21 protein-coding genes are annotated in these 21,952 nt (G+C 69.1%); 9 read left to right on the top strand and 12 right to left on the bottom strand.

Annotation, left to right across the window (positions count from 1 at the left end; all coding sequences use genetic code 11):
* Window positions 1–66: 66 nt before the first annotated feature.
* Both ABN273_RS10870 and ABN273_RS10875 read left to right on the top strand, forming a co-directional pair.
* Window positions 67–1,056, top strand: coding sequence for a CPBP family intramembrane glutamic endopeptidase (locus ABN273_RS10870; protein ID WP_349448555.1), 990 nt, complete (start codon window positions 67–69; stop codon window positions 1,054–1,056).
* 304 nt (window positions 1,057–1,360) lie between these two features.
* Entirely contained in the window at window positions 1,361–4,165 is a 2,805-nt protein-coding gene (locus ABN273_RS10875) for a DUF6242 domain-containing protein (RefSeq protein ID WP_349448556.1), read from the top strand.
* Here ABN273_RS10875 and ABN273_RS10880 read toward each other — a convergent pair whose 3' ends face one another.
* A complete protein-coding gene (locus ABN273_RS10880) occupies window positions 4,166–4,561 on the bottom strand; it encodes an NUDIX hydrolase (protein ID WP_349448557.1) in 396 nt (131 codons plus the stop codon). It abuts the gene before it with no gap.
* 74 nt (window positions 4,562–4,635) lie between these two features.
* On the opposite strand from ABN273_RS10880, the gene ABN273_RS10885 reads away from it, so the two are divergent.
* The 3 genes from ABN273_RS10885 to ABN273_RS10895 are packed head-to-tail and all read left to right on the top strand — an operon-like array spanning window position 4,636 to window position 7,078.
* The gene (locus ABN273_RS10885) at window positions 4,636–5,262 is read left to right on the top strand and encodes a DUF6758 family protein (RefSeq protein ID WP_349448558.1); all 627 of its coding nucleotides are present in this window, start codon (window positions 4,636–4,638) and stop codon (window positions 5,260–5,262) included.
* Window positions 5,263–5,305: 43 nt separating this feature from the next.
* A complete protein-coding gene (locus ABN273_RS10890; protein WP_349448559.1) occupies window positions 5,306–6,016 on the top strand; it encodes an MBL fold metallo-hydrolase in 711 nt (236 codons plus the stop codon).
* 48 nt (window positions 6,017–6,064) lie between these two features.
* On the top strand, window positions 6,065–7,078 hold the full coding sequence (locus ABN273_RS10895; RefSeq protein WP_349448560.1) for a RecB family exonuclease: 1,014 nt from the start codon (window positions 6,065–6,067) through the stop codon (window positions 7,076–7,078).
* A gap of 147 nt (window positions 7,079–7,225) precedes the next feature.
* On the opposite strand, the gene ABN273_RS10900 is transcribed toward ABN273_RS10895, so the two are convergent.
* The 5 genes from ABN273_RS10900 to ABN273_RS10920 form a co-directional block, all read right to left on the bottom strand.
* Complete coding sequence (locus tag ABN273_RS10900) at window positions 7,226–8,044, bottom strand: RNA-guided endonuclease InsQ/TnpB family protein (RefSeq protein WP_349448561.1); 819 nt, start codon at window positions 8,042–8,044, stop codon at window positions 7,226–7,228.
* Window positions 8,041–8,541 carry a hypothetical protein gene (locus tag ABN273_RS10905; RefSeq protein ID WP_349448562.1) on the bottom strand — a complete coding sequence of 167 codons (501 nt, stop codon included), beginning with the start codon at window positions 8,539–8,541 and terminating at the stop codon, window positions 8,041–8,043. The genes ABN273_RS10900 and ABN273_RS10905 overlap by 4 nt, the downstream gene beginning before the upstream one ends.
* 820 nt (window positions 8,542–9,361) lie before the next feature.
* On the bottom strand, window positions 9,362–10,273 hold the full coding sequence (locus ABN273_RS10910) for an oxygenase MpaB family protein (RefSeq protein WP_349448563.1): 912 nt from the start codon (window positions 10,271–10,273) through the stop codon (window positions 9,362–9,364).
* 13 nt (window positions 10,274–10,286) lie between these two features.
* Window positions 10,287–11,177 carry an alpha/beta fold hydrolase gene (locus ABN273_RS10915; RefSeq protein WP_349448564.1) on the bottom strand — a complete coding sequence of 297 codons (891 nt, stop codon included), beginning with the start codon at window positions 11,175–11,177 and terminating at the stop codon, window positions 10,287–10,289.
* A gap of 104 nt (window positions 11,178–11,281) precedes the next feature.
* Window positions 11,282–13,159, bottom strand: coding sequence for a DEAD/DEAH box helicase (locus tag ABN273_RS10920; protein ID WP_349448565.1), 1,878 nt, complete (start codon window positions 13,157–13,159; stop codon window positions 11,282–11,284).
* A gap of 350 nt (window positions 13,160–13,509) precedes the next feature.
* On the opposite strand from ABN273_RS10920, the gene ABN273_RS10925 reads away from it, so the two are divergent.
* A complete protein-coding gene (locus ABN273_RS10925) occupies window positions 13,510–14,148 on the top strand; it encodes a ferritin-like fold-containing protein (RefSeq protein ID WP_349448566.1) in 639 nt (212 codons plus the stop codon).
* A 435-nt stretch (window positions 14,149–14,583) separates the two neighbouring features.
* On the opposite strand, the gene ABN273_RS10930 is transcribed toward ABN273_RS10925, so the two are convergent.
* From ABN273_RS10930 to ligD (ABN273_RS10950), 5 genes are all read right to left on the bottom strand, one after another.
* Window positions 14,584–14,814, bottom strand: coding sequence for a DUF3107 domain-containing protein (locus ABN273_RS10930; RefSeq protein WP_349448567.1), 231 nt, complete (start codon window positions 14,812–14,814; stop codon window positions 14,584–14,586).
* A gap of 88 nt (window positions 14,815–14,902) precedes the next feature.
* Window positions 14,903–15,523 (bottom strand): TetR/AcrR family transcriptional regulator, encoded by a 621-nt coding sequence (locus ABN273_RS10935; protein WP_349448568.1) that lies wholly within the window; start codon window positions 15,521–15,523, stop codon window positions 14,903–14,905.
* 144 nt (window positions 15,524–15,667) lie between these two features.
* Window positions 15,668–15,877 carry a hypothetical protein gene (locus tag ABN273_RS10940; protein ID WP_349448569.1) on the bottom strand — a complete coding sequence of 70 codons (210 nt, stop codon included), beginning with the start codon at window positions 15,875–15,877 and terminating at the stop codon, window positions 15,668–15,670.
* A gap of 44 nt (window positions 15,878–15,921) precedes the next feature.
* Complete coding sequence (ligD, locus tag ABN273_RS10945) at window positions 15,922–16,794, bottom strand: non-homologous end-joining DNA ligase (RefSeq protein WP_349448570.1); 873 nt, start codon at window positions 16,792–16,794, stop codon at window positions 15,922–15,924.
* Entirely contained in the window at window positions 16,791–17,693 is a 903-nt protein-coding gene (gene ligD, locus ABN273_RS10950) for a non-homologous end-joining DNA ligase (protein ID WP_349448571.1), read from the bottom strand. Before ligD (ABN273_RS10950) ends, ligD (ABN273_RS10945) begins: the two co-directional genes overlap by 4 nt.
* A gap of 59 nt (window positions 17,694–17,752) precedes the next feature.
* Between ligD (ABN273_RS10950) and ku the strand changes: the two genes are divergently transcribed.
* The 3 genes from ku (at window position 17,753) to ABN273_RS10965 (ending at window position 20,160) form a co-directional block, all read left to right on the top strand.
* The gene (ku, locus tag ABN273_RS10955; RefSeq protein WP_349448572.1) at window positions 17,753–18,622 is read left to right on the top strand and encodes a non-homologous end joining protein Ku; all 870 of its coding nucleotides are present in this window, start codon (window positions 17,753–17,755) and stop codon (window positions 18,620–18,622) included.
* Between the two features lie 450 nt (window positions 18,623–19,072).
* The gene (locus ABN273_RS10960) at window positions 19,073–19,384 is read left to right on the top strand and encodes a hypothetical protein (RefSeq protein WP_349448573.1); all 312 of its coding nucleotides are present in this window, start codon (window positions 19,073–19,075) and stop codon (window positions 19,382–19,384) included.
* A gap of 431 nt (window positions 19,385–19,815) precedes the next feature.
* The gene (locus ABN273_RS10965; RefSeq protein WP_349448574.1) at window positions 19,816–20,160 is read left to right on the top strand and encodes a hypothetical protein; all 345 of its coding nucleotides are present in this window, start codon (window positions 19,816–19,818) and stop codon (window positions 20,158–20,160) included.
* An 850-nt stretch (window positions 20,161–21,010) separates the two neighbouring features.
* Here ABN273_RS10965 and ABN273_RS10970 read toward each other — a convergent pair.
* Window positions 21,011–21,574 (bottom strand): hypothetical protein, encoded by a 564-nt coding sequence (locus ABN273_RS10970; protein ID WP_349448575.1) that lies wholly within the window; start codon window positions 21,572–21,574, stop codon window positions 21,011–21,013.
* Window positions 21,575–21,952 lie beyond the last annotated feature (378 nt).

The raw sequence follows: 21,952 nt of genomic DNA on the forward strand, positions 1-21,952 counted from the left end.
CGAGCATCCGCCTAAATGACCGGCCCGTCTGTGAACTTTTGCGCACCGGGCGGACAGAATGGATGCGTGCAGGAGAATCATCCAGGGCAGTGGCCTCCCTACGGCTACGGTCCTCAGCCGCCGGTCCACCCGTACCAACCGCCGTCCTGGTTCCTGCCGACACCTCGTGGGGCGCGTTACGACCACCTCGCCAGGACCGCCGCCGCGAAGCCGTGGCGGGCGATCGTGGGCACGCTGCTCATCGCCGCGGGATTCGTGGTGCTCAGCGCGGTGATGGTGTGGGTCGGCCTGGTGGTGTCGACCATCCTGGGCATCCCGGCGCCGCTCGACGTCGGAGGCCGGTTGTTCGGTGATCCGGTGCTCTGGCTGGTCGTGCTGTTGTTGTCGCTGGCGCCCGTGCTCTTCGTCGTGCAGGGCACGGCGGCGCTCGTCCAGCGCAGACGCCCCGGCACGCTCTCGTCCGTGGCCGGGCGGCTGCGCCGGACCTGGCTGCTGAGCTGCCTCGGGGTGGCCGTCCTGGCGATTGTGCTGGGGCAGGGCACGCAGGCGCTCGTGCTGACGCTGTCCGGCGAGGACGCCGACCTGTTCGGCTGGGCGGGGTGGTCCGGGTTCCTGCCCGCGCTCATCGTGATAGTCCTGCTGGTGCCGTTCCAGGCGGCCGCCGAGGAGTACGTCTTCCGCGGGTGGTTGGTGCAGGCGATCGGGGCGCACGTGCGAAATCCGGCCTGGTCCATCCTGCTCGGATCCGCGCTGTTCATGTCGTTGCACGGGTATTCGTGGGCCGGGCTGATCGATGTGTTCGGGTTCGGGGTCGTCATGGGCTGGCTGACGGTGCGGACCGGCGGGCTGGAGGCGGGGATCGCGCTGCACGTCCTGAACAACCTGGCGGCCTTCGGGCTCGCCGCCGCCGCGGGGCGCTTGGAGGAGGCGCTGGCGCAGGGAGAGGTGCCCGTGCCCTGGCAGGCGTTGTCGGGGACGCTGGTGCAGCTCGGGGTGTATGCGTTTGGTGTGTTGTATCTAGCCAAAAAGCGGGCACTCAATAACGTTTCCGGATAAAACACGCGCGAGGTGCCGGGAATCTCGCTAGAGAGGTCTCGCTATTCCGGCTGAGTCATGCTGGTCTGGTTCCTGTGGAACGGACCAGCGTGCTGATTCCACGTTCGACGAGTTCGACCAATAGGAGGTACGGCGCGTGGCCTCCGGCCCCAGCGAACCGCCTCGGCGACCGCCGGGTGACGACGACCCGCGTCCTGAGGACGCGTCTGAACCACAATCCTCGGAAGAGCCGAGGATCAGCCATTCGCCGCCGGGCCCGACCGACGATCGGGCGCGGGGTTTACCGCTGACCTCGCCCTGGGGCATGCCGCCCTTCGCCGCCCCCGTGCCGGAGGACGAGCCGCAGGAGCCGCCCAAGGGGCGCATGCCGTACAGCTCGCCCACGGCCGAGCCAGAGGCCGAGCCGCGCCGCCGCCCCCGCCGCATCGTCAACCGGCCCGACAAGCTCGTGGCCGGTGCCCCCGTCCATCCCCCTCAGGAGACGTCCCGCGGCGAGCGGCAGGCGGAACCCGAGGCTTCTCCCGAGCATGAGCCTCCCCACGAGTCCGAGCTTTTCCCCGAGCCCAGGCCTTCTCCCGAGCCTGGGGAGCGGGAGCCCGCGCCCCGGAGCGAGCCCCCGTACCGGCTGGTTTACCCGGTCGAGCGGGCGGCTCCCGAGCAGGACGAGGAGCCGGCCGAGCCCGAGCAGCGGCCCGACGAGGACGGCGAGCCCGAGGTACGGCGGGTCGGGCGGCCGCCGGCCGGCCGGCCCACGCGGCCCGACCTCCTCGTCGCCACGGGGCAGCCGGGCCCGCAGGGCTCGAGCGGCAGGCACCACAGAGGCCCGGCCCCCGCCGCCGTCCGCAGGTCCAGCCCCGTACGCCACCGCAGCAGGACCGTTCCCGTCGTCCTGTCGCTGGCCATGGTGGTCCTGGTGGCCGCCGGCGTGCTCGTCTGGCAGTGGACCGAGGACGAGGCGCCCGGCCTGCGGCTGGAGGCGGGCACCGGGCGGTCGGGAGACGACCTGTTCACCGTCCCCGCGGCCGGTGACGGCGCCAACCAGAAGCTCAACGACATGACCTCCGTCGGCCGTGCGGTGGTGGCGGTCGGCAGCGACACGACGAACCCGACACCGCGCCCGCTCTTCCTGTTCTCGCCGGACGGCGGCAAGAACTGGCAGCTCGGTCAGGTCAACGGCGCCTCCACCCCCACGGTCCAGCGAGTCGTCGGCGGCAACGGGCGCTGGCTGGCCGCCGGCGGAGACGGCGTGTCCGAGCGCGGCCTGTGGACCAGCACCGACGGGTACAGCTGGACGGCCGTGGCGGAGTCCGGGCTGGCCGCGTTCAGGCCCGGTGACCAGATCCACGACATCGCCAGGACGGCGTCCGGATTCGTGGTGGTGGGCCGTACGACGGGAGACGACGGCGGGACGGGCCCGGCGGCCTGGCGCTCCGCCGACGGCAGGGCCTGGGAGCGGATCGAGACCAGGGAGCTGGAAGTACGCGAGATCAAGGCGGTCGTCGCCAAGGGCGACACGGTCGTGGCCATCGGAGCCCCCGCGGTCGGCGAGGGATCGCGGGTGCTCCGTTCGGCCGACGGCGGGCGCCACTGGCAGGCGACTGGCTTCCAGCTTCCGGAGGCCATGCCGCGTGCCGGGACGGTGGCCGTGCAGCCGAAGGGGTTCGTGCTGGTGCCGTGGCGCAAGCGCGTGATCACCGGGGACGTGCGCGTCTACTGCTCCCCGACCGGGGCACAGTGGTCGCAGTGCGGCTCCATCGGCGGCCTGAGCGGCGAGAGCCCCGGCGTCGAGTCGCTGATCTCCTACCCGTCGGGTGTCGCGGCGATCGCGCAGACCAGCCTCGGCCGGTACTCCGTGCTGACCAGCGCCGACGGGCGCCAGTGGGCCAGGCGGACCGACTTCGGCAACCTGCCGGGCGCGACGCTGCGCGGGTTCACGATCGCCGACGGCGGCACCCTGTTCGCGGGCGGCGACCAGGCGGCCTCCGACGTCGACAACCAGCTCGTGCTGATGACCGCGCCCCCGCGCGGCACCGCCTCGCGCGTGCAGCTCGGCCAGGTCGAGGGCCTGACCAGGATCGCGCGCGAGACCACCGCGCTGGCCGGCTTCGCCGGCAGGTACGTCGCCGTCGGCTCGGCCTCCGGCGACGCGGGCCTGTGGACGATCAGAGACTGGCAGAGCTGGAAGTCCATGAGCCTCGGCGGTCCAGGCCGGCAGACGCTGGAGGACGTGGCACACGGCGGCCGCGGCTGGCTCGCCGTCGGCTCCACCGAGACGAACGTGGCCGTCACCGACCCCCTCCTCGTCACCTCCGGCGACGGCGAGAACTGGCGGAAGGTGAGCGTCTCCGGCGACCTGGCCCGCAACCCGAACGACCCCTACCTGGAGACCCACGTGGTGACGGCGGGCAAGAAGGGGTACGTGCTGGCGGGCGAGTCCAGGGACCAGGCGGGCACGGCTGTGGCCGCCATGTGGTTCACGCCTGACCTGCGCAAGTTCACCAGGTCGAAGAAGCTGCCGCAGGGCGGCTCCGGGGTGCGGATCTACGACGCCGTCGCCGGCGGGGACGGGTACGTGGCGGTGGGCGGCTCCGGCGGCGCCGACCAGGAGAGCAGCGTGGTCTGGTACTCCCCGGACGGCGTGAACTGGAGCTCGCGCAGGCGCGTGACCCCGCCGGACGCCACCTCGGCCGGACTCCGACGGGTCACGACTTATCAGGACAAGCTGGTGGCCATCGGCACGGCCGTGACGGGCGGCTCCCGTCGCGCCTTCGCGGCCGTCTCGGACGACGACGGCACGAGCTGGCAGACGGCCTGGCTGCCCGCGGAGCAGGCGGCGGCGGTGTACGACCTGGCGGCGGCGGAGGAGGGCCTGGTGGCGGTGGGCTGGCACGGCGTTCCCGGCGAGGGCGACAGCGCGGCCTGGACCTCACAGGACGGTCTTTCGTGGAACCGCATGGTGCTGACGAAGGACCGGCTGGCCGGGCAGGGTGCGCAGTGGCTGACGGCCGTGGCGGTGTCGGGGTCGGAGGTCGTGGCGCTCGGCCGGTCCACGACGTACAACGCCGACCACCTGATCCTGTGGACCTCCAGCCTCACCTCGAACAGGTAGTCAGCGGGAGAGCACGCCCCAGCCGGTCAGCGACTCGAGGAGCCCTTCGGAGAGCGGCAGCCGTACCAGCTCCTCGATGTCGAACCAGCGCACGTCGGCGGCGTCGTCCCCGGCGGCCGGCACGCCACCCGTCACGCTGGCGAGGTAGTCGCGGATCACGTACGTGTCCCCGCCGAGGCCGGGGCGGTCCACCGTGCCGGCCAGGCGGCCCACCTCGACCTGCAGCCCGGTCTCCTCCAGGACCTCGCGCCGCACCCCGTCGGCGTCGCTCTCCCCGGGCTCCAGCCGGCCGCCGGGAATGGACCACAGGCCCACGCCGGGCGGACGTCCTCGCTTGATGAGAAGCAGCCGGTCGGAGGCATCGAAAATAATCGCGCCGACACAATTTACGCGCACATGACCAAGATTACGACGGGACAACGGGAAGCGCCCTTGACGGGCCGGTGCCAGAGAAAGCACCGTGGGTAGTTGTGAGAGCGGCTCCTACCTGTCCACGGTGTTTTGGCCCGCTTCACGGGCCGAGTGCGTGGTCGAGCGCGTTTCGATGTGACACGCACGGTGATGTCCTGCCGTATCAGCCTCCTTGGCCGCCGACCAGTACGGCGCTGGAGGCCATACGCAAGAGCGCCGTGGTGCCCGTGTGGCTGCCCTGGCCGTTGCCCGCCGGCTGGCTGGTGACCGGATTCGGCGAGGTGGGCGACCAGCGCACCGGCGCCCGCGCCAGCGTGGTCGCGCTGGCGGGGCCGTCGCTCATGGAAGGACCCGCCGATCTGCTTATCATCGCGGAGGAGCCGGGCATCGGGCTCGGCGCGGCGTTCGCGGGGCTCGACGGTCCTGACCCGGGCGAGGGGTTCGACTCGGGACCGCCGAACGCCAAGATCGACGTGCTCGGGCATCCCACCGCGCTCTGGTGCGTGGGCGCCGCCGACGACCGTGCCGTCTACGCGGGCGAGGCGCTGGGCAACTGGCTGTGGGCCATCGCCTGGCCGGCCGACGCCGGATGCATGATCGCGCTCGCCGAGCTCTCGCTGCTCGACGCGCGGGATCACGACCTGGATGTGCCGTTCGGCGCGTTCTCCCCGAGACTCGAGGACTGAGCTCGATTCGCGCTCTGAGGCAGACGGACTAGAGTTCGGAGACGTGACAGCGCGTATCGAGCGAGTGGTGACCGAGGGCGTCGTCGAGATCGACGGCACCGAGCACAAGGTCGAGAACAACACCTGGATCATCGGCGACGACGACGAAGTGATCGTCATCGACGCGGCGCGTGACGCTGAGAAGATCCTGGAGCAGGTCGGCGAGCGGGAAGTGCTCGCCGTCATCTGCACGGCGGGGCTGCCTGACCACGTCGGGGCCGCCATCGAGGTGGCCAGCAGAGACGAGGCCGTCGTCGCCTTGCACCCCAAGGACAAGCCCCTGTGGCGGGAGACCTGGCGCGAGACCTGGCCCGACATCGACATGGAGGACGACGGCATCTTCGAGGTGGCCGACGTCCAGCTCGATGTCCTGGAGACGCCCGGCATCACGCCCGGCGGCGTCTCGCTCTACTGCGAGGCGCTCTCGGCCGTGTTCACCGGCAAGGCCCTCCAGGCTGACGGCCCCGGGAAGCTGGGCGGCGACTACCCCGCCCTGGCCGATCAGCTGACCTCGATCGGCGGGCGGCTGTTCACGCTGCCCGGCGACACGCGGGTGCTGGCCGTCCACGGCGACGAGGTCACGATCGGCGACCTGGAGCCGCACTTCGACGACTGGGTGTCGGGCTCGTTGACCCGTGGCGACTCCGACGACGAGGGCCCGCTCACCGACGGCACCAAGCTCTCCGGGATCAAGCTCGACCCGAGCGACGACTAGGGTGCGAGGGAGCCCCAGCGACCGGGCCGCCGCCACGGAGTGGAGGCCATGAACACGCAGCTTCCGCTGGACGGGATGCCGCGGCGGCTCTATTCGTGCACGCCGTCGCGGTTGAACGCCTGGCTCGACTGCCGGCGCCGCTACCGGTTCAGCTACCTGGACCGGCCGCAGCCGTCCAAGGGGCCCGCCTGGGCGCACAACAGCGTCGGGGCGAGCGTGCACAACGCACTTGCGGGGTGGTGGCGGGAGCCGTACGAGCGCAGGACGCCGCTGACGGCCGCCATCCTGGTCACGAACGGATGGATCACGGAGGGGTTCAGGGACGCCGAGCAGTCGGGGCACTGGCTCGGCCGCGCCCGCGACCTCGTGTCCGGATATGTCGCGACATTAGACCCGAGTGACGACCCTGTGGGCGTCGAGCGCACGGTCGCCACCCGTACCAAGGTCATCGCCGTGTCCGGCCGCATCGACCGCCTGGACCGGCGCGGCGACGAGCTGGTCGTGGTCGACTACAAGACCGGCCGCCGCCCGCTCACCCAGGACGACGCCCGCTCGTCGCTCGCCCTGGCCGTTTACGCGATCGCCGCCTCCACGATGATGCGCACGCCCTGCCGTTCGGTCGAGCTCCACCACCTGCCCACCGGCGAGATCGTGGAGTGGCGGCACACCGAGGAGTCGCTCGCCCGCCACCTGCGGCGCGCGGAGGAGCTCGCGACCGAGGCGTCGGAGGCCGACGAACGCTACCGCACCCTCGTCAGCCCACCCGCCAAGGGCGCCACCACCTCGCGCTCGGGGCGGGGAGCGGCCGCGCCGGGGGCCTCTGCCCCGCGTTCAGGGCCAGGCACCTCCGTGCCGGGGGCCTCTGCCTCGCGCTCAGGGCCGGGCACCTCCGTGCCGGGAGAGCGGCAGTTCGTCGGGCCGGCAGTGGTGCCGGACGAGATCGACGAGCTGTTCGCCCCCAATCCCGGGCCGATCTGCTCCTGGTGCGACTTCCGCCGCCACTGCCCCGAGGGCCAGGCCGCCGCCCCCGACCGACGCCCGTGGGACGCCCTCGCCGAGTAACGCACCGCCCGGCCCGCCCCGCCGGCGGGCCTCGGCGCGCGGCCCCCAAGGACAGGACCCTCGGCACCGCAGTCTGGCGTTGGCGGCGTAGCCCTATCTGAGCTCTTGACGTGCTCCTCCCATGAATGGGGAGGGCTCTCATGGCCGTTACGCGGCCACCCCTTGCGGGGTGGTGCGGGTAGTCTCGCCATGAGGTGCTTGACGCTTCACCGGCCCCAGTGGTGCAGGGCCTCCACGTCCGGTGACCGCCTGTCCGGCGGCTGAGTTGTACCGGTACAACTGGGTGCGGGCGGCGTTGACGTCGGCGTTGCCGATCCACCCGCATGCTGTGTTCTTGCACACGAACCGCGACTGGCTCTCGCGGGAGCCCTCGGTGATCGTGTGGCAGGCGTGGCATTCCTGGCTGGTGCCCGGTGCCGGGACGAAGACGACCTTGCCGCCTTTGTCGGTGGCCTTGTAGGTGAGGAAGTCGGCGGTGCGCCCCCACGCCTGGCTGGCGATGGCGCGGTTCAGACTCCGCTTTTGAGCAACGTTCTTGCCCGGCTGTTCGAGGGTGCCGGAGGCGGAGGTCATCATGTTCTTGACCTTGAGGTCTTCCAGCACGATGACGGAGAACCGATCGGCGAGCTTGGCGGTGGTCTGGTGTTGCCAGTCGATGGCCCGGCGTTTGGCTTTGGCGCGCAGGCGAGCGATCTGGTCGTAGGTTCGTCTTAGCCGGCTGCTGGTGGGCCGGCCGGGTTCGGCCGCTCTTTTCTGGCGGGCGGCTTTGCGTTCCAGGCGGAGCAGGCGGGCTTGTTCTCCGCCTGTCAGCCAGTCCTTGCGGTGGAAGATCTTCTCTCCGGTGGCCAGGGCAAGCGGGACGGTGATACCCCGGTCGATCGCCGTTGCCGGTCCCGTGCGCGAGGGAGGCACCGGTTGCTTGGTCTGGGTACGGAACACGATGTGCCACCCATTGGCCTCCTTCACCAATCGCGCCCCGGTGATCTTCCCGTCCGGTCCGCCCTTCGTGACCCCGGCAGGTCTTTCGTCCACCGGAAGCGGACCTGGCCGAGCTTGGGGATGTTGACCGCGCCCCACCGCCGGTTGATCCGGGTGATGTTCAGATCCCGCCCCTGGGGGACGTCCACAGCCATTCGCGAGCGGACGCGGCTCTTGAACGTGGGGCGCCCGGCCGGGTGGCCGGGGTTGAAGAAGTTCGCCCACGCCTGCCGGTAGGTCTTCAGCACGGCCTGCGCCGCCTGCGCGGGCAGATCCCTGAGCCAGTCGATCTCCTTACGGGCCTCCCGGATGGCCTCGTCGCACGCCGCGAGCGAGGCGAACCGGCCCTGACGGAAGGTGAAGAATTCGTGCAGCAGGTTCCACACCACGCGCGCGTTGTGCGCCTGACCGTCCAAGACGGCGATCTGCCGCCAGTCCAACTCCAGGCGCGCAATATGAGCACGATTGCGTCTCTCCAGCCCCACGCGGCTCACCTTATCGTTTGGTATATGTCATTGCGACGGAAACCGAATTCCGAAATCAGAGCGGGACATCACTGCATCCAAGACCTCACCGCACATTTGGTGTTTGTCGCGAAATATCGGCGAGACGTCTTCACCGACCCATGCTGAAGCACTGCGAACAGATCATAAAAGCAGTGTGCGAGAAGTTCGAATGCAAGCTGACCGAGTCCTACGCGGGCTCGACCGGTGGCGCGAGCCTGGCCACCATCCGCACGTACATCCAGTCCCAGGACCGGCCCCAGAAATGAGCGAAGATCAGACGTGATCATGCCCGGTTCCAAGTGCGGATCAGGGCACGCTCCGGCCCTCGGGGGCCTTCCCGCGCGGGCCTTCACCTCCCGCCTGAAGGACTCTGCTGAGCAATTCATCAATCAGTGTGACTGTTTGCCGTGCATGGTTGTGGTGGCTGAGAGTCGCTGGTCGGATGCAACGAGGGGGCATGTCGTTAGAGTCTCAGGCGGGCCTCCCTTTCTTGTCCGCCGAACACTGCGGCCTCTGCCCTGTGCGGGCACAATGCACTCGCCTCCCGACCGAACGCCGGGGGCCTGACCCTCGTGCCCCGCCAACGCCACGAAGCCTTCCAAGCCGCCCGCCAGGCTCAAGACACCGACGAGTGGAAACAGCGCTACGCGGCCCGTGCCGGGGTCGAAAGCCTGATCTCTCAAGCAGTCCGCAGCCCAGTGGTGCCTGGTATCGACGCGATGCGCCCCACGCGCCGGGGACAGTGGATCTGGCCCAATGGCCTTCTCGGAAATTGAGGACGCCGGGGCGCTGCTGCCGGTCAGGCGGCCAGCGCCGTCGGCCAGCGACGGGGATCGGTCAGGCCCTTGAGACCCTTGCTCACGTCGTAACCCGCCGCGCCGAGCCGCTCCCTGGACGCCCGCAGCATCTCCCTCGTGGCCGGCATGAACGCCCGGTCGTGCATCGGCTCCGGCAACGAGTTCAGGCCCAGCCTGAACGCCTTCAGCGCGGCCGTGACGGTCGCGCGGGGAACCTCCGGCAGCGCCCCGTACATCCGCCTGGCCCACTCCGGCAGCGTGTAGTAACACAGCGCGCCGAACGGGAAGTAGGCGGGCTTGCCGGGGGACAGCAGCCTCAGCTCGTGCGGCAGCCTCGGCCACATCAGGAACCGCACCGTCGAGGCCGCCTCCTCCGTCACGCGCAGGCTGGGGCGTGCCTGCTTGAAGTAGGCGTCCATCTCCGCGCACGAGCCGGGCACGTCCTCGAGGTGCAGGCCGACGTACGTGGCGCTCTTGCGCTGCTCGTACAGGTAGCGGTCGGCCTGGCGCTCGGTGAGGCCGAGCCCGCCGAGCCTGGCCACCTCCAGGTACGACGACACCTCCGCGCAGTGCACCCACAGCAGCAGCTCGGGGTCGTCCACCCGGTGCGTCCTGCCGGTTTCGGGATCATGGATGCGCAGCGCCTTGTGGATGCCGCGCACCCGCCGGCCGATCTCGTCCGCCTCCGCCGGGCTGCCGAACGTCACCCGCCCCACGAAGTCGGCCGTGCGGCGCAGCCGGCCGAACGGGTCCTCCTGGAAGTTGGAGTTCTGCCAGACGCCGCGCATGGCCAGCGGGTGCAGTGCCTGCAGCATGAGACCACGTACGCCGCCCACCCACATCGAACGGTCGAGATGCACCAGCCACGTCACGCTCTGCGGCGGCTGGACGACGAGGTCTTCGATGTTCGCCATAGTAAGTGGATAATTACATGATATTAAATCTTATGTCCAAATAGTGCTTCTCGGCCACGTTCCAGAACCGCACGAGCGCCGCCGCCGTCGTCTCCGGCGCCTCGACGTTCGGGGAGTGCACGGCGCCGGGCACGACCACGCACTCGGCCCCGAGCCTGGCCGCCATCTCCGACTGCACCTCGGGCGGCCACCCGTCGTCGTGCTCGCCGTACAGCACGAGCGTGGGCACCTCGATCTGGCGCAGCTCGTCGGTACGGTCATGCATGGACAGCACCTGCTGGGCCATGCACGCCAGCCCGATCGGCGAGTTGGTGAGCAGGCGCTTGCGCAGGAAGACCAGGATCTCGTCGGACACGTCGCCGGACAGCGCCTCGGGCTCGAGCCTGTGGTGCCACACGTGCTCCAGGCCGAACGCGTGCACCTCTTCCATGAGCTTCATGCCGTTGATCGCCCGCCTGCCCTCGATGGCCGCCGGACCCGAGCCCATCAGCGTGAACGACGCGAAATGCGTGCGCCCGTCGATCACCGCTTCCCTGGCCACCAGCCCGCCGAACGAGTGGCCAACCAGGTGAACGGGGTCTCCGCCGCCGATGACCTGGGCGAGCGCGTCGACGTCGGCGCCGAGCGACGGGCAGGTGTAGGCGGCCGGGTCGTCGGGGCCCGGCGTCTCGTATTGGCCGCGCAGGTCGACGGCCACGACCCTGCGCCCCGACTGGGCCAGGGTCATCAGGATCGCGATGAAGTCCTCCTTGCTGCCCGTCAGGCCGGGGACCAGCAGCGCGGGCCAGCGCTCAACCACACCACTGACCGGTCGCGCGTCCAGGGCCGCGAACGTGCCCTGCGGCGTTTCGATCTTCTGTGGTGCGACGCCAGGAGGCAGATCGAGGAATCGCGGCGTACTCACGTGGGGCAACAATACCCAGAGGTCAGCAGCTCGACACCGTGGAGGGGTCTACCTGGGCGAAAGGGCGCGCACCCGGCCGGGTGCGCGCCCTGCTCAGACGGTGCTCAGCCCGCGCGGCGGCGGTTGCCGCCGCCGCCCCTGGACTGGCGGCGCTGCTGCTTGCGCTCGGTGGCGGCGGACGGGGCGATGTCGTCGTCGTCCGTGGCCAGGTCGGGAGACTGGAAGATCACCGTGAACGGGTTCGGCGGGACGATCCGCTCCGGCTCCTTGCGCACCGGCGGTGGCGGGGTCGCGAGGAAGGACGGCTCCGGCTCCGCAACAGTCACGGGCTCCGCAACAGTCACGGGCTCCGCAACAGTCACGGGCTCCGCGACGGCCGCGGGCTTCGCGACGGTCTCGGGCTCGACGATGGCGGCGGCGGTCTTGGTGGCGGTGCGGCGAGAGCGGGTGCTCTTCACCGGCGCCTCCTCGGCCACCACCGGCGCGTCAGCCTCGGGGGCGGCGCCGGCGCCCCGGCGCGACCTCGTGGGCTTGACCGGTGCCTCGGGGGCCTCGGCGAGCGCCTGCTCGATCGCAGAGGAAGCCGCCCCCCTCCGCGTACGCGTCCGCTTCGGCTCGGCGGCCACCTTGATCTCGTCCGCTGAGAAGATCGCGGGAGTCTCCTCCGCCTTGGCATCCACGAGCTCGACCTCCGGAGTCTCGACGGCTGCGGTCTCCGCCAGCTCCTTGCCGCCACGGGTGCGGCGGCGCTGGCGTGGCGTACGGGCAGGGCGCTCCTCGCGCTCGTCGCGGCGACGGCCACCACGACCGCGAGTCCTGCCGGTCTCTCCGAGATCCTCGATGCGCTCCGCGGACAGCCCGGCACGCGAGCGGTTCGCGTGGGGCAGGACGCCCTTGGTGCCCTCGGGGATGTTCAGCTCGGAGTAGACGTGAGGCGAGGTGGAGTAGGTCTCCTCGGGCTCGGCGAAGTCGAGCCCGAGCATCTGGTTGATCATCTTCCAGCGGGTCAGCTCCTCCCACTCCACGAACGTGACCGAGATGCCCGTGCGCCCGGCCCGGCCGGTGCGGCCGATGCGGTGCACGTACGTCTTGTCGTCCGTGGGGCAGTCGTAGTTGACCACGTGGGTGACGTCGTCGATGTCGATGCCGCGGGCCGCCACGTCGGTGGCCACCAGCACGTCGATCTTGCCGTTGCGGAACGCGCGCAGCGCCTGCTCGCGCTGGCCCTGGCCGAGGTCGCCGTGCACGGCCGCGACCGCGAAGCCACGGGTGTCGAGCTGCTCGGCGACCATGTCGCAGGCCCGCTTGGTCTCGCAGAAGACCATGGTGAGCCCGCGGCCCTCGGCCTGCAGCAGCCGCGCGACGATCTCGATCTTGTCCATCCGGTGCGCGCGCCACACGATCTGGCGAACCTGCGGCGTGGCCTCACCCTCGCCGCTTTCGTGCTCGGCTCGCACGTGTGTCGGACGGTTGAGGTATTTGCGCGACAACGCGACGATCTCGCCCGGCATGGTCGCCGAGAACAGCATCGTCTGCCGCTGCGCGGGGATCAGCTTGAAGATCCGCTCGATGTCGGGAAGGAAGCCCAGGTCGAGCATGCGGTCGGCCTCGTCGAGCACGAGGGTCGTGACCTGGCTCAGGTCGAGGTGCTTCTGCTTGACCAGGTCGAGCAGACGCCCGGGGGTGCCGACGATGACGTCGACGCCGGCCCTCAGCGCCTCGATCTGCGGCTCGTACGCGCGCCCGCCGTACACGGTCAGGACCCGGGAGCCGAGCTTGCCTGCCGCGGTGACGAGGTCCTCACTGACCTGCACGGCCAGCTCGCGGGTCGGCACGACGACGAGCCCGCGGGGCTTCTTGCGGTTTTTGCGCGGCTTGCCGATGCTCTGCAGCATGGCGATGCCGAACGCGTAGGTCTTGCCCGTGCCCGTGCGTGCCTGGCCGATCAGGTCCTGGCCGGTCAGGGCGAGCGGGAGAGCCATCTCTTGGATGGGGAACGGTGTGACGATGCCCTCGGTCTCGAGGGCATCGGCGATCTCTGGTGTGACTCCGAGGTCTCGGAAAGTCGTCAGCGTGGCCTGCCTCAGTTCTCAAATGAAGGCGGGCCTGCCGGGACCGACGGGCGTGAAACAGCCCCCGTTATGTGGGTCCTCGCGGTAGAGCCAGCCCTCTCGCGTCATCAGCGACCGCGCACCCAGAAGTGGGGGTATTCGGGGGAAACCCTCGAATTTACACAGTGCGGTCGCACTTTCACAGAGCAGTGTACTCGATACCACAACGCAGGCCGAGCTTGCGTATGTTCCCGCAGATTCTGCGAAGTACGCTGCCTGTCATGAAGGAGTCTCCAGGAGTCGTCGACCTTCTCGGTGTGCTCGCCTATGCGGAGCTCAGCGCGTACGCGCGGATGACGGAGGACGCCGCCACGCTGGCGCCCACGCTGGCCGACCGCGCGGCGCTGAGCGAGCTGGCCGTGACCGAGTACGCCCATTTCCGTCTGCTGCGCGACCGGCTGGCCGAGCTCGGGGCCGATCCCGACGAGGCCATGGCGCCGTTCGTCGGCGCGCTGGACGCCTGGCACGCGCAGACCAAGCCGGCCGACTGGCTGCAGGCGCTGATCAAGACGTATGTGGGGGACGGCATCGCGCTCGACTTCTACCGCGAGGCGGCCAGGCATCTCGATCCCTCGATCGCCGAGCTGGTGGACGAGGTGCTGGTGGACGAGGGGCGCTCGCAGTTCGCGGTCGAGCGGGTCAGAGCCGGGATCGAGGCCGCGCCCGCGGAGGCCGGGCGGCTGGCGCTGTGGGCCCGGCGGCTCGTAGGCGAGGCGCTCAGCCAGGGGCAGCAGGTGGCCTCGGCGCGGCCCGAGCTGGCGTTGCTGCTGGTGTCGGCGGAGGGTGCCGCCGATATTTCCCGACTTTTCGCGACACTGACGGAGGCGCACAACAAGCGCATGGCCACCCTGGGCATCTGAGCGGCCGCGGCTGCGGAAAGTCACGGGTCTGTCTATCGAGCGGCGCGAGGGCGCGGAACGGTTGTACCGTGCCAGATATGAGGGCCTCGCGCCGCTACGGCAGTTCCTTGACGACGAGATGTGCGCCGAACCGCTGGACCTCGCGCCCTGCGCTGCGGAGGGAGAGCGCACACTGCCCGACCGCGGAGCCTGGGCACCGCGCCACCCTCCGCCCCCGCCCACCCCGCGCCTGCCTGCTCGGGACTCTCCGCTGACCGGACCCACCGCACGCCGATAGCGGCACACAGCCGTGGCCGCGCTGCATCACGCCTACATGGCAGCGACCGTGATGCATCACGCCCACTACGGCGGGCGCAGCAGGCGCGGTGCGCCGACAAGGCAGGGCGCCCAGGGGAGGGGTACGGCGCGTTAGCCGTACCCCCAGGTCAGGAGCCTTTAGAGGGTGCCGCCGAACCCGACGGGCCTGGCGTCGTCCTCGCCGATCTCGACGAAACCGAGCGACGACACCGGCACCACGACCCGCCTGCCCTTGACGTCGGTCAGGGCGAACACGCCACGCTCGACCGACAACGCGCTTCTGAGCTCCTCTTCGACCTGCTCGGGGGTGAGGTCGGTCTCGACAATGAGTTCGCGGTGTACCGAGCGTACGCCGATCTTGACTTCCATCGTGGCTCCTTAGTCGATGGGCTGGCTCACTCCCATCGTGGCGGCTCGTACCCGCGAACGGCGCAAATGATCGCGGCCAGCGAACGGGTTATGCCGTACGCGGAAAACCGCTGATGCCGCGCCAGGCCAGCCGCGCCATGAGCTGCTCGGCCGCGTCCTTCGGGATCGAGCCGTGCGTGGTCACCCAGTAGCGGGCGCTCACCTCAGCCATGCCGACCAGGCCTATGCCGAGCAGGTGCGCCTCGTCGCTGGTGCATCCGGTGTCCTCCTGGATGACCGCGCTGACCATCTCCGCGCACTCCTGCAACGAGCGCTCCACGCGCTGCCGCACGGGCGCGACGTTGCGCAGGTCGGACTCGAACACGAGCCGGAACGCCTCGCCCTGCGTGGAGACGAAGTCGAAGAACGCGCTGAACGTGGCCTGCACGCGCAGTTTGTTCTCGTTGGTGGAGGCCAGCGCCTCCCGGCACCGGTTGACCATGTCGTCGACGTGGAGGTCGAGCAGCGCCAGGTAGAGCTCCAGCTTGCCGGGGAAGTGCTGGTAGAGCACCGGCTTGCTGACCCCTGCGCGGTCGGCGATCTCGTCCATGGCGGCCGCGTGATAGCCGTTCTCCACGAACACTTCCTGCGCGGCGCTCAGCAGCTGCCGGCGGCGCGCCAGTCGGGGCAGGCGGGTGCCCCGGGGCTTCGCATCCGGGGTTGCGGTCACACGGGTCTCCATAGGTCTCTCAGCGGGCTGTGCGGACATCCTACGTGCGAGCAGGCCAGTCGTATCGGCCTCACTCCGTGAGGCGGGCTCGGTCGCCCAGATGCCGAGTCAGCCGAGTCTGCCGAGTCGTCGCGGAGGCCGTAGTCAGCGATATTCGTCGTCGTCGAGGTCCACGACGCGGTGCTGATCGGCCGCGTCGGCGGGATCGACGTCGAGCGGCAGCTCGAAGCGGAGCCTGCCGGCGCTCTCGCGTATCTCGTGATGCTGATCGGCGGCGTCGGCCTCGGGCGTCTCGATCGACAGCTCCGCCTCCTCTTCCACGTCGTAGGAGAGCTCGTCCCCGCGTATGTCCATCTCCGACATCTTCTGGTCCCCCTTAAGGTGCGGACGGAACCAGCCTACGCCCGGCTGAAAAGGTCGCCGCGCTTCTCCACTCTGGCGAGTACGTCCGGCGCCGTGAACACCAGCTCCTCGGGCCGTTCACAGCCCTCGACCTCTTTCCACAGCAGCGGGGTCGAGACGGTCGGCTGCTCCCTGGCCCGCAGGGAGTAAGGCGCCACGGTGGTCTTGGCCGGGTTGTTCTGGCTCCAGTCGATGAACACCTTGCCAGGTCTGGCCTTCTTCGTCATCACGCTGACCACCTGCTTGGGATGCTCTTTCTCCAGAAGCCGGGCCAGCCTCCTGGCGTACGCGGCGGGCTCCTCGCGGCAGTCCCAGTCGGCGTACAGCTGCATGCCCTTGCTTCCGCTGGTCTTCGGCCTGGCGGTGAGCCCCTCGCTCTTCAGCACCTCGCGCAGCATGAGTGCCACCTCGCAGCACTCGACGATCGTCGCGGGCGCGCCGGGGTCGAGGTCGAACACGAGCGTGTCGGGCGGCAGCGGCTCCCCGTCCTCGCCGACGCGCCACTGGGGCACGTGCAGCTCGAGCGCGGCGAGGTTGGCGTAGTAGACGAGCGTGGGCAGGTCGTCGACGACGGCGAAGTCGATGGTCTCGCGGTTCTTGGTGCTGCCGGGGGCGGGCAGGGTGGCCCGCCGCACCCAGGAGGGGGTGTGGTCGGGGGCGTTCTTCTCGAAGAAGGACTGGCCGGTGACGCCGTTCGGGTAGCGCTTGACGGTGAGGGGCCTGCCCTGGAGGTGGGGGAGGAGCACGGGGGCGACGCGGCTGTAGTAGTCGATGACCTCGGCCTTGGTGAAGCCGTACTCCGGGTAGAGGACCTTGTCCAGGTTGCTCAGTGTCAGCTCGCGCCCGTCGACCTTGACCGGAACCTTCATAGCGTCACCTCCGCGGGGAGCTTGTCGGGCCGCAGCCCGCGCCACACGGGGTGCCGCAGCCGCTGTTCGTCGGTCCACATCGTGTAGGCCACCTCCCCGACCAGCTCCGGCCTAACCCACCGGTTCCGCCACGGAACCTCGTTGCAGAACGGGCTGCGCGGGATCTCCAGCGGCCGCATCCGCTGATAGAGATCGTCGAGCACGGCGTCGGTGAACCCGGTGCCCACATGCCCCACGTACGTGAACCCCTGGTCGGTGAACACCCCCATCACGAGCGACCCGACGCCGCCCGCCCGCCGCCCCTTCCCCGGCTTCCAGCCGCCGACCACGACCTCCCTGGTGATCAGGTTCTTCACCTTGATCCACCAGGGGGAGCGCGTACCCGGCCGGTAGGGCGAGTCCAGCCGCTTGGCGACCACGCCCTCGAGCCCCTGCTCGTACGTGGCCGTGAGCAGGTCGGAGTCCCCCGGGAAGTACGGGGGAGCGCCGACGTCCAGCTCGTCGAGCAGTGCCCGACGGTCCCGGTAGGGCAGCTCGAACAGCGGCGTGCCGTCGAGATAGAGCAGGTCGAACGGCATGTACGTGACGGGGTACAGCTCCAGCATGATCGGCTCGGGATCGGTCAGGTGCATCCTGTGCTGCAACCGCTCGAAGCTGGGCCTGCCGCGCCGGTCGAGCGCGACGACCTCGCCGTCGATGATCGCGTTCTTTATCCCGAACCCCGAAATTTCCGGATACCGCCGCGTGTACTCCACCCCATGTCGACCCGTCACCCTCAGCCCGCCATCAAGATGAACGATGGCGCGGATGCCGTCCCACTTGACCTCCAGCCCGTACCGCTCGCGGTCGGAGGGTAGTTCCCCAGGTACGGCCAGCATCGGTTCGACCGGGTATGGCATTGGTTGCCCCATGACGGGTATGTGCCCAATGGCAAACCCATGCGAGCTGAGGAGTGACCATGCGCAGCATCTGGAAAGGTGCGATCTCCTTCGGGCTGGTCACGATCCCCGTCAAGCTCTACTCGGCGACCGAGCAGAAGGATGTGGCGTTCCACCAGGTGCACCGCGACGACGGCGGCCGGATCCGGTACAAGCGCGTGTGCACGGTGGACGGCGAGGAGGTGCCGTACTCCGACATCGCGAAGGGGTACGAACTGGCGTCCGGCGAGATGGTCGTGCTCACGGATGAGGACTTCGAGGGCCTGCCGCTGAGCACGTCACGCAGGATCGACGTCCTCCAGTTCGCCCCGGCCGAACAGATAGACCCGATCTACTTCGCCAAGTCGTACTACCTGGAGCCGGACGCGCAGGGGGCGAAGCCGTACGTGCTGCTGCGCAACGCCCTGGAGAGCTCGGGCCAGGTGGCGGTGGTCAAGGTGGCCCTGCGCCAGCGCGAGTCCCTGGCCACGCTGCGGGTACGGGACGGCGTCTTCGTCCTGGAGACCATGCTCTGGCCCGATGAGATCCGCAGGCCGGACTTCGCCTTCCTCGAGGAGGACATCGAGGTACGGCCCCAGGAGCTCAAGATGGCCGAGTCCTTGATCACCACGATGGAGTCGGACTTCGACGCGAGCGAGTACCACGACGCTTATCGCGAGGCGTTGCAGCAGGTGATCGAGGCGAAGGTGGCGGGCAAGGAAGTCCCTCCTCCCGGGGAGGAAGAGGAGGCCCGCCCGGCGGTGGACCTCATGGCCGCGCTGCGGGCCAGCGTGGAGGCCGCGAAGCGGGAGCGCGAAGCCGGCGAGCCCGCCAAGGCGAAGAAAGCGGCGGGCAAGTCCAAGGACGAAGAGAAGGCCCCCGCGAAGCGCAAGGCCCGCAAGTCCGCCTGAGGCTGCCTGCGGCCCTCTGCGGGCCTGATTGAGGCGTCCTGGGCGATGCTCTTCGCGCCCACAGCTGCCCCGATAACCCTCCCGATCGCTCGTCCGCCATGAGTGGGACACGCATGGGGCGCATTACGCGCGACCAGGGTCCACGCTGTGTGAGGGGCCCTTCCGTCTGACCGGGCTCCAGTCTGCGCCGTGTGAGAAGCGCACTCGTACGCGCCCGGCGATCCGCCAAATGGGACATATCGTGATAATTCATAGCATGTCATGAGATAAATCTTTAATGCGAGCAATAGCATAGCTATTGTACGGCAAAATAGGGCGATTCCCGTTTGTACCCCTACGTCCTCGGTAATGACATTCAGCGGATGACTCTTCAGCAGGCGTCCAAGACGTTTTCCGAGTAATCGGAGAACGTCCAGAACGGGGCAACAAATCCTTTAGGGGGAAAACGCAATGCCCAAGCTCAAGAGTGTTATGGCGGGCCTCGCCATCAGTACGGGTCTGTCCGGCGGCCTGCTCGCCATGGGTGCGACGACCCCGGCCAGCGCCGGCACCACCCAGGCCACCTCCGGCGCGCCCGTCCTCATCGGACACGGCTGCGGCTGGCGGTGCGGCGGTTGGGGCTGGGGGCGTCGCCACAACAACCGGACCAACGTCTTCGTCCACAACAACAACCAGAACTTCAACTTCGACAGGGACCGTCACAACCACAGGGAGTACGACATCGAGAAGTTCTTCAAGCACCACGACGATGACGACGACTGACGTGGTTTGACTTGACCGTGTGCTGACAGCGCAGGGATGAGTGCCTGCTTCTGGTCTCCACGGCAATTCCTGGTGAGGGCTCCACTGGCATCGGCCAGGGAGCCCTCACTGTGCCATGTCCGGCGAGGCGAGTGCTGCCTGTCCAGGTGCCTTTCTATTTGTGCCCGATGCCGTGTGCCGTTCGCCGGAAGCCCGCCCTGGCTGGGCGAGAGGCGGCGGTTATATGCCACGAGGTGTTACTGCTGAGCCATGTGAATGCCTGGTGTCGGGCAAGAGTGGACAATGTCGGTTTGCTGGCCATTCGGCCGGAAATATGCAGGGTACGGATGATTCGCCTAGCGGGCATCCGGGGGCGTTTCCCGATATTCCGGTCGTACTGGATTTGGGAAGCTCTGAGAACGGGGCAATCGATCCTTTAGGGGGGAACCGCAATGCCCAAAACGTTCAAGAATGTTATGGCCGGCCTCGCCATCAGCACGGCGCTGACCGGCGGCGTGGTCGCCGTGGGCGCCACGACGACCGCGGCCAGCGCCAGCACCGCCACTCAGATCAGCGCAGGGACGTCCGTCCTCACCAAGGTCGCCCGCTGCCACCGCTGGCGTCGCTGCGGATGGGGCTGGGGACGCGGCTGGCGGCGCCACCACCGTCCCCAGACGATCCGGATTCTTATCCACAACAACAACCAGAACTTCAATGCCAACCGGGACCACCGGGACGAGCGGGACTACCGGTTCCGCGAGTTCCGCGACCGGTTCCTCGACGGTGACGACAGCTGACGTCTCGGTCTGAGCAGGTGGCGCGTTTCCCTGCGCCACTCCGGAGTCCGCCAAGGCGATGAACTCCGGTCACCCAAATAGGTGCCCGTATTCGCAAGGATCGACATCCATTGCGAATACGGGCACTCCCCTTTTTGTCCATCGCCTTAGGGCCGTGCCATGTGCGCGGGACTTGATCGGGCGTCGCCTCGATCGCCCTCGGGCTCACCGGCCGGTGACTCCGACGACGTCGAGGGCTTCGCGGGCCGTTCGGACACGGCGTCGCCTGGCCCTGGGCGATGTCGCCGATCCGGCTCCTGGCCGGCGGTGGTCGATCGCGTTGATGCGCCTGTCCGGTCGGCAGTGGTGAACAGGCAGGTTCACGGCGCCCGCCATCGCGGCCCGTCACGTCGGGAGAGTTCCCAAGCCATCACGCCGGAAGAGCCAGGGGGCTTTCACGGAGGCGTCCGTCGGCGGGTCCGGGTAGCCGCGATCGCCACGTGCTCACAGACGGGGCCGTCCAGGCTCGTGCACTCCGCGGGCAGCGGACGTTGTGCAGTGGGCGTTGTGCAGTGGGCGTTGTGCGGTGGGCGCTGCGCGGTGGGGATGCGCGCTGCGGTGGGTGCGCCGTGCGGTGGGGATGCGCCGTGCGGTGGGCGGCGCGCCATGCGCCGCGCGGTGCGCCGTGCAGTGGGCGGTACGTGACGGGCGGTGGGCGGCACGGCCGGTGTGATGGAGGAGAGACAAGGCGAGTGCCCGTATTCGCGGTGGATGTCGATCCGATGCGAATACGGGCACTCGTTCGTGTTGCCACGGTTTCCCGCGTCAGCGGACTCTGGAGCCGAGTGGCGCGGGAAAGCGCGCCACGGGCTCAGCGGATGTCTGCGTCAATGCCGCCGTCGCCGCCGCGGCCACCGTCGCCGCCGATGCCGCCGAAGGCATCACCGCTGCTGCCGATGTTGTTGGTGTCGCCGACGCTGCCGCCGCCACCTCCGCCGCCGCCGCCGGCCTCGTTGCCGCCGCCACCGCCGCCGCCACCTTCGCCGCCGCCGCCTCCGCCGCCGCCGTCGCTGCTGGCGTCGCCGCCCCAGCCCCCGTCGCCGCCCCTCCGGCCGTCGTGCGAGAACTCGAACTCTTCGTCGTGCTTCTCCCAGTCGCGGTCGTTCTTGTGGTCGCGCTTGAAGTTGAAGTTGTGGTTCCTGTTGAAGATCTGGATGTCGATGCGGTCCTTACGGTGGTGCTTGCGCCACCAGCCGCCCCAGCCCCCGCAGCGCCGCCAGCCGCAACCGTGTCCCCCGATGAGGACAGGCGCGCCGGTGCTGACCTGGGCGGTGCCGGCGTTGGCCGCGGTCGTCGTCGCGCCCGCGGCGATCACGCCGCCAGACATCGCTGTACCGATGGCGAGGCCCGCCATAAGACTTTTGAGCTTGGGCATTGCGTTTTCCTCCTAAAGGATCGATTGCCCCGTTTTCGACACTTCCCGAAAACGGCAGAGCCGGAGTGCCGGGAAATGACTCTGAATGGCCGCTGAGCAAAAACCATCCATATCCTCTATGTTTCCAGCCGAATGGCCAGCAAACCGGAATTATTCACTTTTGCCCGACAGTAGGCGTTTCTATGGTTCGGGGAAAGTTTGACGCCGATGGCCGTCATTCCCCGAATTGCGGAATGGCGAGAAATGGAACGAGGCGAAGTGAGGGCTCCCCGGCGGATACCGATGAAGCCCTCACCAGGAATTGTCGTGAGACGAGGAGAGTGAATCTCAGGCCGAACCGCGAAGGAAACGCGGACCGCTCCCGAGAGCCCATCACTC

This window comes from Nonomuraea sp. B19D2, from assembly GCF_040137845.1.
Lineage (GTDB): Bacteria > Actinomycetota > Actinomycetes > Streptosporangiales > Streptosporangiaceae > Nonomuraea.